This window comes from Pseudomonas sessilinigenes (assembly GCF_003850565.1).
Taxonomy (GTDB): Bacteria; Pseudomonadota; Gammaproteobacteria; order Pseudomonadales; family Pseudomonadaceae; genus Aquipseudomonas; species Aquipseudomonas sessilinigenes.
Map to the genome: position 1 here is coordinate 6585001 of NZ_CP027706.1, position 13919 is coordinate 6598919.

Sequence of the window (13919 nt, forward strand, 5' to 3'; positions counted from 1 at the left end):
CTTATATATAGGAAACGCAAAAGACTTTGCGCACTATATTGCTCAATGCCTATTACTTGAGCATCATGCCCCAAGCGCCCTGTTTTCTTTCCAACACTTTGGATGCCCTCTGCATGAATGACCAACCCCGCAGTCTTGCCTCGACCCTGTTTCCGGTTGGCCTGCTACTTATCGCCATGGCTTCGATCCAATCGGGAGCCTCCCTGGCCAAAAGCATGTTCCCCATTGTGGGCGCCCAGGGGACGACAGCGCTTCGACTGGTGTTCGCCAGCATCATCATGCTTCTGCTACTAAAGCCCTGGCGCGCCAAATTCACCGCCAAGACACTACGTTCGGTCCTGGTCTACGGCATGGCCCTGGGCGGAATGAACTTCCTCTTCTATATGTCGTTGAGAAGCGTGCCACTGGGAATCGCCGTCGCCCTGGAGTTCACGGGACCATTGGCTGTTGCCCTCTATGCGTCACGCAAGGCACTCGACTTTGTCTGGATCGCCTTGGCTATCATCGGATTACTCCTGCTGATACCGACTGGAGCCACCGAGACTCCCATCGATCTGGTCGGGGCCGGTTACGCCCTGGGGGCTGGTGTCTGCTGGGCGCTGTATATCCTGTTTGGGCAAAAAGCCGGCGCCGAGCACGGAGTCCAGACCGCAGCGCTGGGTGTACTGATTGCTGCCTTGTTCGTGGCCCCTATCGGTATTGTTCACGCAGGCACTGCCCTGCTCACACCTGCACTGATTCCCGTAGCGCTGGGCGTCGCCATCCTGTCCACCGCCCTCCCCTACAGCTTGGAGATGGTTGCCCTGACACGCATACCAGCCCGAACCTTTGGCACCCTGATGAGTATCGAACCTGCTTTCGGCGCACTCTCTGGCCTATTGTTCCTGCATGAGTACCTATCCCTGGCGCAGTGGACCGCCATTGCCTGCATCATCTTCGCTTCCGTAGGAGCAACCATGACCATGCGCCGTGAGTCCAAACCATTAGTTGCAGCTGATTGAGACGCAAGTCTGGTAATTGGCGCTCAATTAGGCCATGTTTAGTCGGCTACTCAACGTCACCCAGGAAGTTGCCAGACAGGGATATCGCCAACGGTACTGCAGTCACACTCGGGCATCAGATCCGAGGCTAGCGATAAGGACGGGGATGAAACGATTTTTGATACTGTTGACCATACTTGCCATTGCAGGCTGTGCGGCAACCAGCAAGACCGAAGTCAAACGGGGTAAAAAAGGACTCCACATCAATTGCTCGGGCTTGTCCTCCTCATGGGACAAGTGCTACACCAAGGCAGCCGAGTCCTGCGGTCCGAAGGGCTACAAGGTGATCGCCAAATCCGGCGACACGGTTGAAGATCCGGGAGACTACCCTTTCGGCCTCAACCCTGCCGGTTACACCAGCCGCAGCATGATCGTCATCTGCAAATAGGTTGACCTGCCTGTTCTCAAGCAGCTACTGCAGTTGCTTGAGAATCTGTTCGTGGCTGGACGCCAGGATCTGCTGCTGGATATCCGGACTAACGAGCATCCGCGCCACCACCAGCGCTCCTACACACTGTGACAGTATCGACCAGGCCAGGCTTTCGCTCCCCAGCGTTTGCGCCCAAGCCTGATGCAAGCGACAGATCAGATTCTCGGACTGTTGCCGCACCTCGACACCGCCCCGGGAAATCTCCGCCCCCAGGGCAGGAATGGCACAACCAGCTGCTGGTTGCTGCAAGTGCGCCATACTCAAGTACTGCTGCAGGCAACGCTGCAACTTCTCCTGATCGTGCTGCCCATGCCCACCCAAGCGCTCCAGGCTCTGCTTCAACTCACGCTCGACAATCGAACCAAATAGCTCGTCCTTGGAAGCGAAATGGCTATAGAACGCCCCACCGCTCAGGCCAATGGCTTTCATCAAGGCATCGACGCCCACGGTGGAAAACCCTTCATTCTTGGCCTGGCCTGCGCTGCTTTGCAGCAAACGCTCCCGGGTTTCCTGCTTGTGACCGGCTGAATAGCGCATCCCTGAAAAGCTCCACCAGTGTTCTTGACGATCGAAAAATCATAGCATAACGTTCGTTTACCTAACGATCGTTTACTAAAGAGCGAACCCCATGACTACAACCTTGAACAAGAAAGTCGTACTGGTGGTCGGTGCCGGCGATGCCACAGGAGGTGCCATTGCCAAACGTTTCGCCGCAGAAGGTTTTATCACCTGCCTCACTCGACGCAACGCGGACAAACTGCAGCCCCTGGTGCAAAGCATCCAGCATGCCGGAGGCCAGGCCCATGGCTTTGCCTGCGACGCCCGCAAGGAAGAGGAAGTGATCGCCTTGATCGAACAGATCGAAACCCAGATCGGCCCGATCGAAGCATTCGTTTTCAATATCGGCGCCAATGTGCCCTGCAGCATCCTTGAAGAAACCGCGCGCAAGTATTTCAAAATCTGGGAAATGGCCTGTTTTTCAGGTTTTCTCAATGCCCGCGAAGTGGCCAAGCGCATGGTCACTCGCAAACGCGGCACCATCCTGTTCACCGGTGCCACGGCAGGTGTTCGTGGCGCTGCGGGCTTTGCCGCCTTCGCCGGAGCCAAGCACGGCATCCGCGCCCTGGCCCAGAGCATGGCCCGGGAACTGGGCCCAATGAACATCCACGTCGCCCATATCATCGTCGACGGCGCCATCGATACCGACTTCATCCGTACCAGCTTTCCCGAGAAATACGCACTCAAGGACCAGGACGGCATCCTCGATCCCGTACACATCGCCGAGAACTACTGGTACCTGCACAATCAACCACGAGATGCCTGGACCTTCGAACTGGACCTGCGCCCCTGGAACGAGCGCTGGTAATCCGCCCCGACAAGAACAATCATCGAGACCGAATCATGAGCAAAACCGTGGAGTTCTTCTTCGACCTGGGCAGTCCGACCGCCTACCTGGCCTACACCCAGTTACCCAGAATCTGTGCCGAGACCGGCAGCCAGCTGACGTACCAACCCATGCTGCTCGGCGGCATATTCAAGACCACCGGCAATGCCTCGCCCATCAGCATTCCTGCCAAGGGCCGCTACATGCTGCATGATCTGGCGCGCTTCGCTCGACGCTATGAGGTCGAGCTTGAATTCAATCCGCATTTCCCCATCAACACCTTGCTGCTGATGCGTGCGGTGACCGGTGTCCAGATGCATCTGCCTGAGCGCTTCGTCGAGTTCATCGACTGCCTGTTCCGCGCACTCTGGGTCGAACAGCGCAACCTCAACGATGCCGTCGTCATCACCCAGGTCCTGGAGCGAGCCGGCTTCGATCCACAGCAAGTCCTCGACCTGAGCAATGACGAAGAGGTCAAGGCCCGGCTCAAGGACAACACCGATCTGGCATTGAAACGAGGGGTGTTCGGTGCCCCCAGCATGTTCGTGGGTGACGAGCTGTTTTTTGGCCAGGACCGCCTGGATTTTGTCCGCGAGGCTCTCGAGCGACATTGAACCCTGCACGCCCGGTCACACACCGGGAGTGCAGCTGGCCATCACCCGCCTTGCACGGGTGATGGTCGATTTCAGATCGCCGCCGTACGAACCTGCAACCACTCCAGCGCCGCCCCTTGCAACAAGGGGCTCAAGCGCTGGCGTACCTGGTCATGATAGGCGTTGAACCAATCACGCTCATCCTGGGTGAGCAGCGCAGGCTCCAGGCAGCGAGTGTCGATCGGGCACAGGGTCAGGGTTTCGAACGTCAGGAACTCACCGAACTCGGTACTCCCCGCCTCGCGGTTCAGCACCAGGTTTTCGATGCGTACCCCCCACTGCCCTGGTCGATATGTCCCAGGCTCGATGGACGTGATCATCCCCGGCTGCATTGCAGTCTGCGGCGCCGGTGCAGCCTGATAGGCGATAACCTGCGGACCTTCATGGACATTGAGGAAATAACCGACCCCGTGCCCAGTGCCGTGTCCGTAATCCACGCCGTCGGCCCAGATTGGCGCACGGGCAATGGCATCCAGCAGTGGCGAGAGGATCCCCTTGGGGAACCGGGCTCGAGACAAGGCGATGACCCCCTTGAGCACACGGGTGCAGTCACGCTTCTGCTCGGTGCTTGGCGTACCGATCGGCACCATACGGGTGATATCGGTAGTGCCCCCCAGGTACTGGCCGCCGGAATCGATCAGCAGCAGGCCATCTCCCTCGATCACCGCGTGCTCCTCGGCAGTGGCGTGATAATGCGGCATCGCACCATTGGCATTGAACGCCGCGATGGTGTTGAAGCTCAACGACACATAACCCGAACGCCGTTCACGGGCTGCCGTCAGGCGTTCGTCGATGGTCAGCTCGGTGATACGTTCATGACCCAGGGCACCGTCCAACCAGGCGAAGAACTCGCACAGCGCCGCACCGTCCTGCTCCATGGCCTGGCGAATATGCTCGGCATCGGCCAGGCTCTTGCGTGACTTGGCCAGGGTCGTGGGATTGAGCCCTTCGACCAGCCGCACCTGCGGATCGAGGTGCTCCAGCAGCCCCACCGTGACCCGTGCCGGATCGATCTGCAGGCTCACATCACCAGGCACCGTACGCAGCGCCGCCGCCACTTGCGAATAATCACGCAGGCTGACGCCATCGGCTTCAAGCACCGCACGCAGCTGCGCATCGACCTTGTCCAGGGCCACGAACAGGGTGGCCTGCTGTTGGCTGATCAGGGCGAAGGAAACGAATACCGGGTTGAAGGACACATCAGCGCCACGCAAGTTGAACAGCCAGGCGATGTCATCCAGGGTGGCGATGAAATGCCAGTCCGCTCCCCGCTCCTTCAACGCCTCGCGCAGCATGGCGAGTTTTTCCACCCGGCTTTGCGTGGCCTGGGGCGGCAGGTGCTGGTAGACCGGCTGGTCGGGCAAGGCCGGACGATCGCTCCAGGCCTCCTGGAGCAAGTCGATATCAGTACGCAACCTGGCTCCGCGCTCTGCCAGCTTGTCGCCCAGGGTACGGGCCGAGGCCAGCGCCATGACCGCACCATCCACCGCCACCACGCCACCGGCCGGCGTCTGCTGCGCCAACCAATCCAGGGGGCCGGGCTGGCCTGGCTGCAGCTTCACCAACTCGATGCCACTGCCCTTGAGCTCCTTGCTGGCTTGTTCCCAGTACCGGCTATCGGCCCAGACACCCGCGAAATCCGCAGTCACGATCAGGGTGCCGACCGAACCGTGGAAACCCGACAACCATTGGCGCCCTTGCCAATAACCCGGCAGGTACTCCGACAAGTGCGGGTCGGCTGAAGGCACCAGCAAGGCATGGATGCCTTCACGGCTCATCAGTTGGCGAACGTGCGCCAGGCGCTGGGGAACCCCTGCGTTGGTCGAAGGCTGCGTACTCATTGTGTCTCCTTAACCGGCTAATCATTGTTATGGAGGGTCGGAAGCGCCCGACCCTCAGGTATTGGCCCCGACCCAGAATGCCGGAGCGCTGGAGGTTGTCGTCTTGATCAGTTGTACCGCGCGATCCACATCCTGCTCGGTGGTGAACCGCCCCAGGCTCAAGCGGATGGTCCTGCCAGCCTGTCGGGCATCGAGCCCCAGCGCCAACAGCACATGAGAGGGTGCATTGCTTGCCGAATTGCAGGCGGAGGTAGAGGAAAACGCCATGGATGCGCTCAATGCAGCCGCATCGAACTCACCTTCATCGAAGGTCAGGCTCAGGGTATGGGGAATGCGCGAAGCAGCACTGCCATTCAAGCGCAGGCCAGGGACATCAGCCAATTGCTCCAGCAGTCGCTGGCGCAAGGAGACGATCTTCGCGGCCTCCTCCTCCCAGGCCTGGCCAGCCAACTCAAAGGCCGCACCCATGGCGGCAATCTGGTGGGTGGCCAGTGTCCCGGAGCGCAAACCGCCCTCATGCCCGCCACCATGGATCTGCGCCTGCACGTGCTGGCGGGCGCGAGAGCCGACATACAGCGCACCGATCCCTTTGGGGCCATAGAGCTTGTGAGCGGAAAACGACATCAGGTCCACCGGCCAATGGGCAAGATCGATGGCGACCTTGCCCGCACCCTGGGCGGCATCCACATGGAGCAAGGCCCCCCGCTCGCGGACCGCCCGGCCAATCGCCGGAATGTCATTGATCGTGCCCAGTTCATTGTTGACCAGCATCAGCGACACCAGGACGGTATCGTCCCCCATGGCCTCACTCACAGCCTGGGGGGTGATCAGTCCATCGGCATCAGGGGCCAGGTAGGTCACCGCTACCCCACTGTCCTCCAGTTGCCGGGCCGTATCGAGCACGGCCTTATGTTCGATCTGACTGGTGATGACATGGCCACCGGCCAGGCCACGCGCCTGCATCACACCCTTGAGCGCCAGGTTATTGGACTCGGTCGCACCCGAGGTCCAGACGATCTGCTCCGGTTGCGCACCGACCATTTGCGCCACCTGCTGCCGGGCGTGCTCGACACTGCGGCGCGCCTGCTGGCCGAAGGCATGGGAGCTGGAAGCCGGATTACCGAAATTGGCGTCGAAGCCCAGACACTGGAGCATCACCTGGATGACTCGCTCATCCACCGGCGTGGTGGCGGCATAGTCGAAATAAAGAGGACGTGCGTTCATGGCTGAAAACCTGCGGGGCTTGTTCCCGGACCGGGTCGACTCGAAAAAGAAGCCTCATCGATGCCTCACTCGCAGAGGACGCATCAACGGCAGTCAGCGAAGCGATACCGACCCGATGCTTAAAGGAAGAGGACTTCATTTAAAAGTGCGTAGGAACGCTCCTAGCAACCAGCTTAACAGGCCAGGACCGCAAAATTGAAGTGGGACTTAACAAAGGCTGTCAACGAGCAGTGGCGCCAGGGACAGCACCAACAGCACCGCCATCCCCAGATTGAACAGGCGTAGCCAGCGCGGATTGCGCAACACATTGCGTAGCAGGCTGCCACAGGCCGCCCAAAGACTGACCGTCGGCGCATTGATCAGGGCGAACACCGCAGCAATCACCAGCACATTGGTGAAGTAGCCTTGCAACGGGGTATAGGTGCTGATAGCGCCCACGGCCATCACCCAGGCCTTGGGATTGACCCACTGGAAAGCCGCTGCTCCCCAATATCCCAAGGGCTGGCCCTGCCCCTGTTGCTCATCGGACATGGGACCTGAACGAGCGATCCGCCATGCCAGGTACAACAGGTAGGCCGCACCGACATAACGCAGCACGCCATATAACAGTGGGTAAGCCTGGAACACCGCGCCCAACCCCAGGCCGACCGCCAGCACCAGCACGAAAAAACCACAGCTGATGCCGAGAATATGCGGGATCGAGCGGCCGAAACCGAAGTTCACCCCTGACGCCAACAGCATGGTGTTGTTGGGCCCGGGAGTAATCGAGGTAACCAGGGCAAACAGGGCGAACGCCAACAGCAGGTCGGGCGAAAGGGACATAAGAGGCAGGTTTCCTGGACAAGATCGATCAGGATTCGACCCTAACCTGCGACTGCGGCGAAACCTACGGACAGTTGGCCAGAACTTCGACCCGTACAGTTGCTGTCAACTGGCGGGCTGATGACGACTGAGATTGCGCTGGGCACTCATTTCACCCTGGGTATCGAAAGCTGCGGAATGACCTGCCAACTCGGCCTTTTTCTGCTGGTACTCATCGAATGACAAGCCCCGTCGGTTCAGGGCCTCCAGCGCCAGCTCACGAGTTTCCTCGACGGTGTAAGGGCGCAATTCGGGAGCTTGCGGGCTGGCACAACCGGCCAGAACACTGGAAACCAATAACAGCAGGGCAACGGGAAAAGCCTTCATGGCGAACACCTGGAGCAGCTTGCGAACGATGGACACAGGCTACTCGCGGGCCCGACGACGCAAAAATCATCCCGCTCGATAGTCGCTATCGACTGTTTCGCGACCAGGGCAAGCCACTCTTCAATATTCCTTTAAGACCTATAAATATGGAAACAAGATCTTTTAAGGAATAACAACAACCCTCTATAACAACAGTATCCCGCTGCCAACTGTTGCCAGGGCAACTGTTGCGCTGGCAACAGTCGATCAACAAAACAGTGCTGGCCCAACAACAGGCAAAGCCGCTTTCAGGGCGTAAACCCCGTGATACCGGGCTTGCAGGCGTTGGTACAGCTCTTGCTCCAGAGCCTGGCATCACTCATCGCTCATCGAGCCACTGTTTACCAAGGAGCTGTCCATGTCCCGTCCCTTGAATGTCGTCGCGCTCTCCGGTGGAACCTGGCGTCCATCGCGGACCCTGGTCCTGACCCAGGCCTTGCTGGCCGAGCTCTCAGCCCAACTGCCCATCGACAGTCACCTGATCGAACTGGGCGACATTGCCCGGCCAGTCGGTGCGGCCTTGTCCCGCCAGGAACTGCCGGACGAGGTCGAGGCGCAACTGCAGGCCATCGAGAACGCCGACCTGCTGATCGTCGCCGCACCGGTGTATCGCGGGTCCTATCCGGGCCTGCTCAAGCACCTGTTCGACCTGATCGACCTCAACGCCCTGGTGGACACGCCGGTATTGCTGGCCGCTACGGGTGGTAGCGAGCGGCATGCCCTGGTCCTGGACCACCAGTTGCGCCCACTGTTCAGCTTCTTCCAGGCCCTGACCTTACCGATTGGCGTATACGCCACCGAGGCTGATTTCAGTGACTACCGAATCACCAGTGAGCTGCTGCAGGCGCGCATCCGCCTCGCCGCCGAACGAGCTGCACCGCTGTTTACCGCCCACTCGGACAAACTGTTGAAAATCGCCTGAGGAACAATCATGGATGTGTTCTGGTTTCTCCCGACCCACGGCGATGGTCATTTCCTGGGCACCACCCAGGGGGCTCGTCCGGTCACCCTCAATTACCTCAAGCAGGTGGCCCAGGCCGCAGACACCCTGGGCTATCACGGCGTGCTGATTCCCACCGGGCGCTCCTGTGAAGACTCCTGGGTCATTGCCTCGGCCCTGGTGCCATTGACCGAGCGCCTGCGTTATCTGGTAGCGATCCGCCCCGGAATCATCTCCCCAACAGTATCGGCACGCATGGCCGCGACCCTTGATCGCCTGTCCAACGGTCGCCTGCTGATCAACGTGGTGACCGGCGGCGATCCCGACGAGAACCGTGGCGATGGTAGCTTCCTCAGCCACAGCGAACGCTATGAAGTCACCGACGAATTCCTGCACATCTGGCGTCGGGTCCTGCAAGGCGAGGCCGTGGATTTCCAGGGCAAGCACCTGCAGGTAGAAAATGCCAAGGCCCTCTATCCCCCGGTGCAAAAACCCTACCCACCGTTGTATTTCGGCGGTTCTTCCGAGGCTGCCCATGAACTGGCCGCCGACCAGGTGGATGTCTACCTGACCTGGGGCGAGCCGCCGGCCGCAGTGGCACAGAAGCTCGCCGACGTGCGTGAGCGCGCAGCCCGCAAGGGCCGTCGGGTGAAGTTCGGGATCCGCCTGCACGTCATCGTGCGCGAAACCGAGGAACAGGCCTGGAAGGATGCCGACCGCCTGATCGAGCACATCAGTGATGAAACCATCGCCGCGGCCCAACAATCTTTCTCGCGCTTCGACTCCGAAGGCCAGCGGCGCATGGCCGCCTTGCATGGCGGGCGCCGTGACCGATTGCAGGTCGCACCCAACCTCTGGGCCGGGGTTGGCCTGGTACGCGGTGGTGCCGGCACGGCCCTGGTGGGCAACCCACAACAGGTGGCCGAACGCATCAAGGAATACGCAGACCTGGGAATCGACAGTTTCATCTTCTCCGGCTACCCGCACCTGGAGGAGGCCTATCGCTTCGCCGAACTGGTATTCCCGCTGCTGCCGGAACCCTACGCCAGCCTGGCCGGTCGCGGTGTCACCAACCTGACCGGGCCGTTCGGCGAAATGATCGCCAATGACGTACTGCCCAACCACGCCTGAGACCTGCCGCCTGCCGTCGTCACGGCAGGCCTGCACCGCCCCTTCCCCGGCCACAAACGGCCCAGAACGAGGAACATCGCGTGACTGCCACACCGCAAAGCGCCCTGTTGTCCCCCCAGCAAACCGCCCGCCAGCTGGCCGCCGAGTTTGCCCTGACCGCCGTCGAACGTGATGAGCGCGGCGGCACCCCCAAGGCCGAGCGTGATGCCCTGCGCCACAGCGGCCTGCTGGCCCTGAGCATTCCCCGCCAGTTCGGTGGGCTCGGTGCCTCCTGGAGCGAAACCCTGGGAGTCGTCCGCGAATTCGCCAGGGTCGACAGTTCCATCGCCCATGTCTTCGGTTTCCATCACCTGATGCTGGCTACCGTGCGCCTGTTCGCCCTGCCCGAGCAGTGGCAACCCTGGTTCGAACAGACGGCACGCAAGAACTGGTTCTGGGGCAATGCCCTGAATCCGCTGGATACCCGCACGGTGGTCAGGAACCTGGGGGGCTGGCGCGAGTTCTCCGGCAAAAAAAGCTTCTGCTCCGGGGCCAGCGATTCGGAAATGCTAATCGCCTCGGCGGTGGACGAAAGCAACGGCGGCAAGTTGCTCATCGCCGCCATTCCCAGCGGCCGCAGCGGCATCACCCTGCACAACGACTGGAACAACATCGGCCAGCGCCAGACCGATAGCGGCAGCGCCACCTTCGAGCGGGTCAGGGTCGAGGAGTCGGAGTTGCTGCTGGACCCGGGCCCTCTGAGCACACCATTCGCCTGCCTGCGTCCACTGATCGCCCAGCTGACCTTCACCCATATGTTCCTTGGGATCGCCGAGGGCGCATTCGCCGAAGCCCGGCAATACACCCTCGGCGAAACCCGGGTCTGGCATCGCTCCAGCGCCCGGGACGTGCGCCAGGACCCTTACATCCTCAGCCACTACGGCGAGTTCTGGGTGGCCCTGGAAGGCATACGCCTGCTGGTGGAGCGCGCCGCGACCCTGCTCGACCAGGCCTGGGCCAAGGGCGCCAAGCTCAGCGCCGAAGAGCGTGGGCACCTGGCCACGGCGATTGCCACCGCCAAGGTCGCCGCCAGCCGCCAGGGCCTGGAGCTGTGCAGCCGATTGTTCGAAGTCACCGGGGCACGCTCGACCCACGCCTCCCTGGGCCTGGACCGACACTGGCGCAACCTGCGCACCCAGACCCTGCACGACCCGCTGGACTACAAACTCCACGAACTGGGGGACTGGTCGCTGAACCAGGCGCTGCCGACCCCGACCTTCTATTCCTAGCCTTGCCTGCGGAGAATGCCCATGCAGCTACTGACCCTGCCCCCCTCGCCCGCCCTGGCGACTTCGATCCGTGCTACCGCCCAGGTATTCGAAGACCCGAAATCCCAGGCCCTGCTGGCACACCTGCAACAGGTGGCGCCGAGTGAGGCCAGCGTGCTGATCATTGGTGAGACCGGGACCGGCAAGGAACTGGTGGCACGGCATATCCACAACCTCAGCGCCCGCCGCCATCGTCCCTTCGTAGCGGTGAACTGCGGGGCCTTCTCGGAATCCCTGGTGGAGGCCGAGTTGTTCGGCCATGAAAAAGGTGCCTTCACCGGGGCCCTCAGTGCCAAGGCCGGCTGGTTCGAGGAGGCCGATGGCGGCACCCTGTTCCTGGATGAAATCGGGGACCTGCCCATGGCTATCCAGGTCAAGCTGCTGCGGGTCCTGCAGGAACGTGAAGTGGTGCGCCTGGGCTCGCGCAAGAGCATCCCGATCGACGTCCGGGTCTTGGCTGCCACCAACGTACAACTGGAAAAGGCCATCAACGCCGGAAATTTCCGTGAAGACCTGTACTACCGCCTGGATGTGGTCAATCTGGAGTTGAGCCCGCTGCGCGAGCGCCCTGGCGATATCCTGCCGCTGACCCGGCATTTCATCGAGGCCTACAGCCAGCGCCTGGGCTACGGCAGCATCAGCATCAGCCCGGAGGCCGAACACAAGCTCAAGCACTACAGCTGGCCAGGCAATATCCGCGAGCTGGAAAACGTCATTCACCACACCCTGCTGATCTGCCGCGACGGCATCATCGCCCAGGGTGACCTGCGCCTGTCGAACATGCGTATCGAGCGCGCCGACGACAGCTACCCTGGGCTTGACGATTCGGCCGAGGGCTTGCTGGAACGGGCCTTCCAGAAACTCTTCGCGGAACAGGCCGGTGCCCTGCATGAAAAGGTCGAGGATGCCCTCTTGCGTGCAGCCTATCGTTTCAGCCACTACAACCAGGTGCATACCGCCAACCTGCTGGGCCTGAGCCGCAATGTAACCCGCACTCGGCTGATCAAGATCGGAGAGCTGGCAGTGAACAAGCGTCGCCCGATAGATGCCCCCAGCGAACGCACCCTGCAGCTGTCGATCTAGCTAACCGGCCAGGCGACAGTGCAAGGCGTTGTCATGGCTGCGGGCAATGCTGCTGCGTACCTGGAACGAGCCGAAGGTCACGGTCCTGGCCCGATAAGCGAGAATCAACTGCCAGAAATCCTGCTCCCCACTCTCGAATCCCTGGAAAGCCGCCTCGCCAGCTTCCCGGGTTTGCCATTGCAGGTAATTGAGCACACGCCGGCCATCGTCGCTGACCTGCACGCTGGCACTGAGGAAACCACCATGATCCTGGGCCAGGCGCTCACTCTGCTCGACCAGGGCCAATACCAGGGGTTCCTGTTGATGAGGCTCGATCTCGAACTCGATCAACTGGGTGAAGCTGTGGTTTTTTTCAAAGGCGCTCATGGGTCATTCCCTACTGCGTAAGAGGATCTTGCGGCTGGATGTACGGCAGGGTAAAACCTCTAGTTAAGTAAAGGTCAAGCCTGTTTTTCACTTTCGGTACCCTCCAGATGATCGATCACGACAGCATCCACAAGGAACTCACCGTCGGCCAGCTGGCGGCCCGCAGCGGGGTAGCCGTCACCGCACTGCATTTCTACGAAACCAAGGGATTGATCAAGAGCCAGCGCAACCAGGGCAATCAGCGTCGCTACCCACGCTCGGTGCTGCGTCGGGTCGCCCTGATCAAGGTGGCCCAGCGCCTGGGTATTCCCCTGGCGGAAATCGGCCGGGCCCTGGCTACCCTGCCCGATGATCGCGCACCCACCGCCGCGGATTGGCAGCGCCTGTCGGAACAATGGAGCCGTGAGCTGGACGAACGTATCCAGCAACTGAGCCTGCTGCGCGAGCGCTTGAACCTGTGCATCGGCTGCGGCTGCCTGTCAATGGACGGTTGCCCACTGCGCAACCAGGGCGATTACCTCGGGGAAACCGGCCAGGGCGCCCGGCTACTGGAGCCCGATGCTCCCAACGACGACTTGCCATCCTAGCCAGCACGACTCGGCAACGGCCGCCGAGCCGCAGGCATCGCCAGGCAAACTGCCAGGGTTTTGTGACCCGGCTACACCTCGTCGGCCTATCCCACCCCTGCAACATTCCGGGTATAGAGTGAAATCTGCTTGATCCCCCCACAATAAGAGCAAGGAGCCCCACCATGAGCGTCAAACCCATTCCCGAAGGCTTCATTGGCGTCACGCCCTACCTGGGTATTCGCCAGGCCGCCGAGGCCATCGAGTTCTACAAGAAGGCCTTTGGTGCCGTACAGACCCTGCGCCTGGACATGCCCGATGGCAGCGTCGGCCATGCCGAACTGATCATTGGTGGCGCCCCCATCATGCTCGGCAGCCCTTGCGAGGAGACCCCGATGGGCAGTCCGGAAGCCCACAAGACCTCGGTGGGCCTGCACCTGTATGTGGAGGATGTAGACAGCTACTTCGCCCGGGCGATTGCCGCTGGCGCCAGCGAAGCGGAACCGATCAAGGACCAATTCTATGGCGACCGTAGCGGCGCCCTGCGCGATCCTTTCGGACATGTCTGGTTCATCGCCACCCGCAAGGAGAACCTGACGGTCGAGCAAATCAATGAGCGCGCCGTGCAGTTGTTCCAGCAACAGGCCCATTGACTCCCCCGGCGCCAGTTTCCACCGGAGCTGGCGCCGGCCCGACCAGCGGCAATCCCGCCTCGCTTCCTATTTAT

16 protein-coding genes are annotated in these 13919 nt (G+C 61.2%); 10 read left to right on the top strand and 6 right to left on the bottom strand.

Annotated elements, in window-relative coordinates:
• Positions 1-113 precede the first annotated feature (113 nt).
• Both rhtA and C4K39_RS29990 read left to right on the top strand, forming a co-directional pair.
• Positions 114-1001 carry a threonine/homoserine exporter RhtA gene (gene rhtA / locus C4K39_RS29985; RefSeq protein ID WP_124348179.1) on the top strand — a complete coding sequence of 296 codons (888 nt, stop codon included), beginning with the start codon at positions 114-116 and terminating at the stop codon, positions 999-1001.
• A 145-nt stretch (positions 1002-1146) separates the two neighbouring features.
• Positions 1147-1428, top strand: coding sequence for a hypothetical protein (locus tag C4K39_RS29990; protein ID WP_068585586.1), 282 nt, complete (start codon positions 1147-1149; stop codon positions 1426-1428).
• A gap of 24 nt (positions 1429-1452) precedes the next feature.
• Here the strand turns inward: C4K39_RS29990 and C4K39_RS29995 are convergent, their stop codons facing one another.
• Positions 1453-2007 (bottom strand): TetR/AcrR family transcriptional regulator, encoded by a 555-nt coding sequence (locus tag C4K39_RS29995; RefSeq protein ID WP_124348180.1) that lies wholly within the window; start codon positions 2005-2007, stop codon positions 1453-1455.
• A gap of 91 nt (positions 2008-2098) precedes the next feature.
• Between C4K39_RS29995 and C4K39_RS30000 the strand changes: the two genes are divergently transcribed.
• Both C4K39_RS30000 and C4K39_RS30005 read left to right on the top strand, forming a co-directional pair.
• Positions 2099-2836: an SDR family oxidoreductase gene (locus C4K39_RS30000; protein WP_124348181.1), complete on the top strand. Its 738-nt coding sequence runs from the start codon at positions 2099-2101 to the stop codon at positions 2834-2836.
• Positions 2837-2871: 35 nt separating this feature from the next.
• Positions 2872-3468, top strand: coding sequence for a 2-hydroxychromene-2-carboxylate isomerase (locus C4K39_RS30005; RefSeq protein WP_068585577.1), 597 nt, complete (start codon positions 2872-2874; stop codon positions 3466-3468).
• 71 nt (positions 3469-3539) lie between these two features.
• Here the strand turns inward: C4K39_RS30005 and C4K39_RS30010 are convergent, their stop codons facing one another.
• The 4 genes from C4K39_RS30010 to C4K39_RS30025 form a co-directional block, all read right to left on the bottom strand.
• On the bottom strand, positions 3540-5348 hold the full coding sequence (locus C4K39_RS30010) for an aminopeptidase P family protein (protein WP_124348182.1): 1809 nt from the start codon (positions 5346-5348) through the stop codon (positions 3540-3542).
• A gap of 54 nt (positions 5349-5402) precedes the next feature.
• On the bottom strand, positions 5403-6572 hold the full coding sequence (locus C4K39_RS30015; RefSeq protein WP_124348183.1) for a cysteine desulfurase family protein: 1170 nt from the start codon (positions 6570-6572) through the stop codon (positions 5403-5405).
• A gap of 207 nt (positions 6573-6779) precedes the next feature.
• Positions 6780-7394, bottom strand: a complete 615-nt coding sequence (locus C4K39_RS30020) for a LysE family translocator (RefSeq protein ID WP_068585566.1) — start codon at positions 7392-7394, stop codon at positions 6780-6782.
• Between the two features lie 105 nt (positions 7395-7499).
• Positions 7500-7760: a hypothetical protein gene (locus C4K39_RS30025; RefSeq protein WP_068585589.1), complete on the bottom strand. Its 261-nt coding sequence runs from the start codon at positions 7758-7760 to the stop codon at positions 7500-7502.
• A gap of 397 nt (positions 7761-8157) precedes the next feature.
• Between C4K39_RS30025 and msuE the strand changes: the two genes are divergently transcribed.
• From msuE to C4K39_RS30045, 4 genes are all read left to right on the top strand, one after another.
• The gene (msuE, locus tag C4K39_RS30030) at positions 8158-8721 is read left to right on the top strand and encodes an FMN reductase (protein WP_124348184.1); all 564 of its coding nucleotides are present in this window, start codon (positions 8158-8160) and stop codon (positions 8719-8721) included.
• Between the two features lie 9 nt (positions 8722-8730).
• Positions 8731-9870 (top strand): FMNH2-dependent alkanesulfonate monooxygenase, encoded by a 1140-nt coding sequence (ssuD, locus tag C4K39_RS30035; protein ID WP_124348185.1) that lies wholly within the window; start codon positions 8731-8733, stop codon positions 9868-9870.
• Positions 9871-9950: 80 nt separating this feature from the next.
• On the top strand, positions 9951-11138 hold the full coding sequence (locus C4K39_RS30040) for an acyl-CoA dehydrogenase family protein (protein WP_124348186.1): 1188 nt from the start codon (positions 9951-9953) through the stop codon (positions 11136-11138).
• A gap of 21 nt (positions 11139-11159) precedes the next feature.
• Positions 11160-12260 carry a sigma-54 interaction domain-containing protein gene (locus C4K39_RS30045; RefSeq protein WP_124348187.1) on the top strand — a complete coding sequence of 367 codons (1101 nt, stop codon included), beginning with the start codon at positions 11160-11162 and terminating at the stop codon, positions 12258-12260.
• Here C4K39_RS30045 and C4K39_RS30050 read toward each other — a convergent pair whose 3' ends face one another.
• On the bottom strand, positions 12261-12626 hold the full coding sequence (locus tag C4K39_RS30050; protein ID WP_124348188.1) for an antibiotic biosynthesis monooxygenase: 366 nt from the start codon (positions 12624-12626) through the stop codon (positions 12261-12263). It lies immediately after the preceding gene.
• A 107-nt stretch (positions 12627-12733) separates the two neighbouring features.
• Between C4K39_RS30050 and soxR the strand changes: the two genes are divergently transcribed.
• On the top strand, positions 12734-13213 hold the full coding sequence (gene soxR / locus C4K39_RS30055) for a redox-sensitive transcriptional activator SoxR (protein ID WP_068585548.1): 480 nt from the start codon (positions 12734-12736) through the stop codon (positions 13211-13213).
• A gap of 164 nt (positions 13214-13377) precedes the next feature.
• Positions 13378-13845: a VOC family protein gene (locus C4K39_RS30060; RefSeq protein WP_068585546.1), complete on the top strand. Its 468-nt coding sequence runs from the start codon at positions 13378-13380 to the stop codon at positions 13843-13845.
• Positions 13846-13919 lie beyond the last annotated feature (74 nt).

Excerpts from the sequence above, each read along its gene's own strand:
- rhtA (WP_124348179.1), top strand. The coding sequence starts at position 114 with ATGAATGACCAACCCCGCAGTCTTGCCTCGACCCTGTTTCCGGTTGGC.
- C4K39_RS29990 (WP_068585586.1), top strand. The coding sequence starts at position 1,147 with ATGAAACGATTTTTGATACTGTTGACCATACTTGCCATTGCAGGCTGT.
- C4K39_RS29995 (WP_124348180.1), bottom strand. The coding sequence starts at position 2,007 with ATGCGCTATTCAGCCGGTCACAAGCAGGAAACCCGGGAGCGTTTGCTG.
- C4K39_RS30000 (WP_124348181.1), top strand. The coding sequence starts at position 2,099 with ATGACTACAACCTTGAACAAGAAAGTCGTACTGGTGGTCGGTGCCGGC.
- C4K39_RS30005 (WP_068585577.1), top strand. The coding sequence starts at position 2,872 with ATGAGCAAAACCGTGGAGTTCTTCTTCGACCTGGGCAGTCCGACCGCC.
- C4K39_RS30010 (WP_124348182.1), bottom strand. The coding sequence starts at position 5,348 with ATGAGTACGCAGCCTTCGACCAACGCAGGGGTTCCCCAGCGCCTGGCG.
- C4K39_RS30015 (WP_124348183.1), bottom strand. The coding sequence starts at position 6,572 with ATGAACGCACGTCCTCTTTATTTCGACTATGCCGCCACCACGCCGGTG.
- C4K39_RS30020 (WP_068585566.1), bottom strand. The coding sequence starts at position 7,394 with ATGTCCCTTTCGCCCGACCTGCTGTTGGCGTTCGCCCTGTTTGCCCTG.
- C4K39_RS30025 (WP_068585589.1), bottom strand. The coding sequence starts at position 7,760 with ATGAAGGCTTTTCCCGTTGCCCTGCTGTTATTGGTTTCCAGTGTTCTG.
- msuE (WP_124348184.1), top strand. The coding sequence starts at position 8,158 with ATGTCCCGTCCCTTGAATGTCGTCGCGCTCTCCGGTGGAACCTGGCGT.
- ssuD (WP_124348185.1), top strand. The coding sequence starts at position 8,731 with ATGGATGTGTTCTGGTTTCTCCCGACCCACGGCGATGGTCATTTCCTG.
- C4K39_RS30045 (WP_124348187.1), top strand. The coding sequence starts at position 11,160 with ATGCAGCTACTGACCCTGCCCCCCTCGCCCGCCCTGGCGACTTCGATC.
- C4K39_RS30050 (WP_124348188.1), bottom strand. The coding sequence starts at position 12,626 with ATGAGCGCCTTTGAAAAAAACCACAGCTTCACCCAGTTGATCGAGTTC.
- soxR (WP_068585548.1), top strand. The coding sequence starts at position 12,734 with ATGATCGATCACGACAGCATCCACAAGGAACTCACCGTCGGCCAGCTG.
- C4K39_RS30060 (WP_068585546.1), top strand. The coding sequence starts at position 13,378 with ATGAGCGTCAAACCCATTCCCGAAGGCTTCATTGGCGTCACGCCCTAC.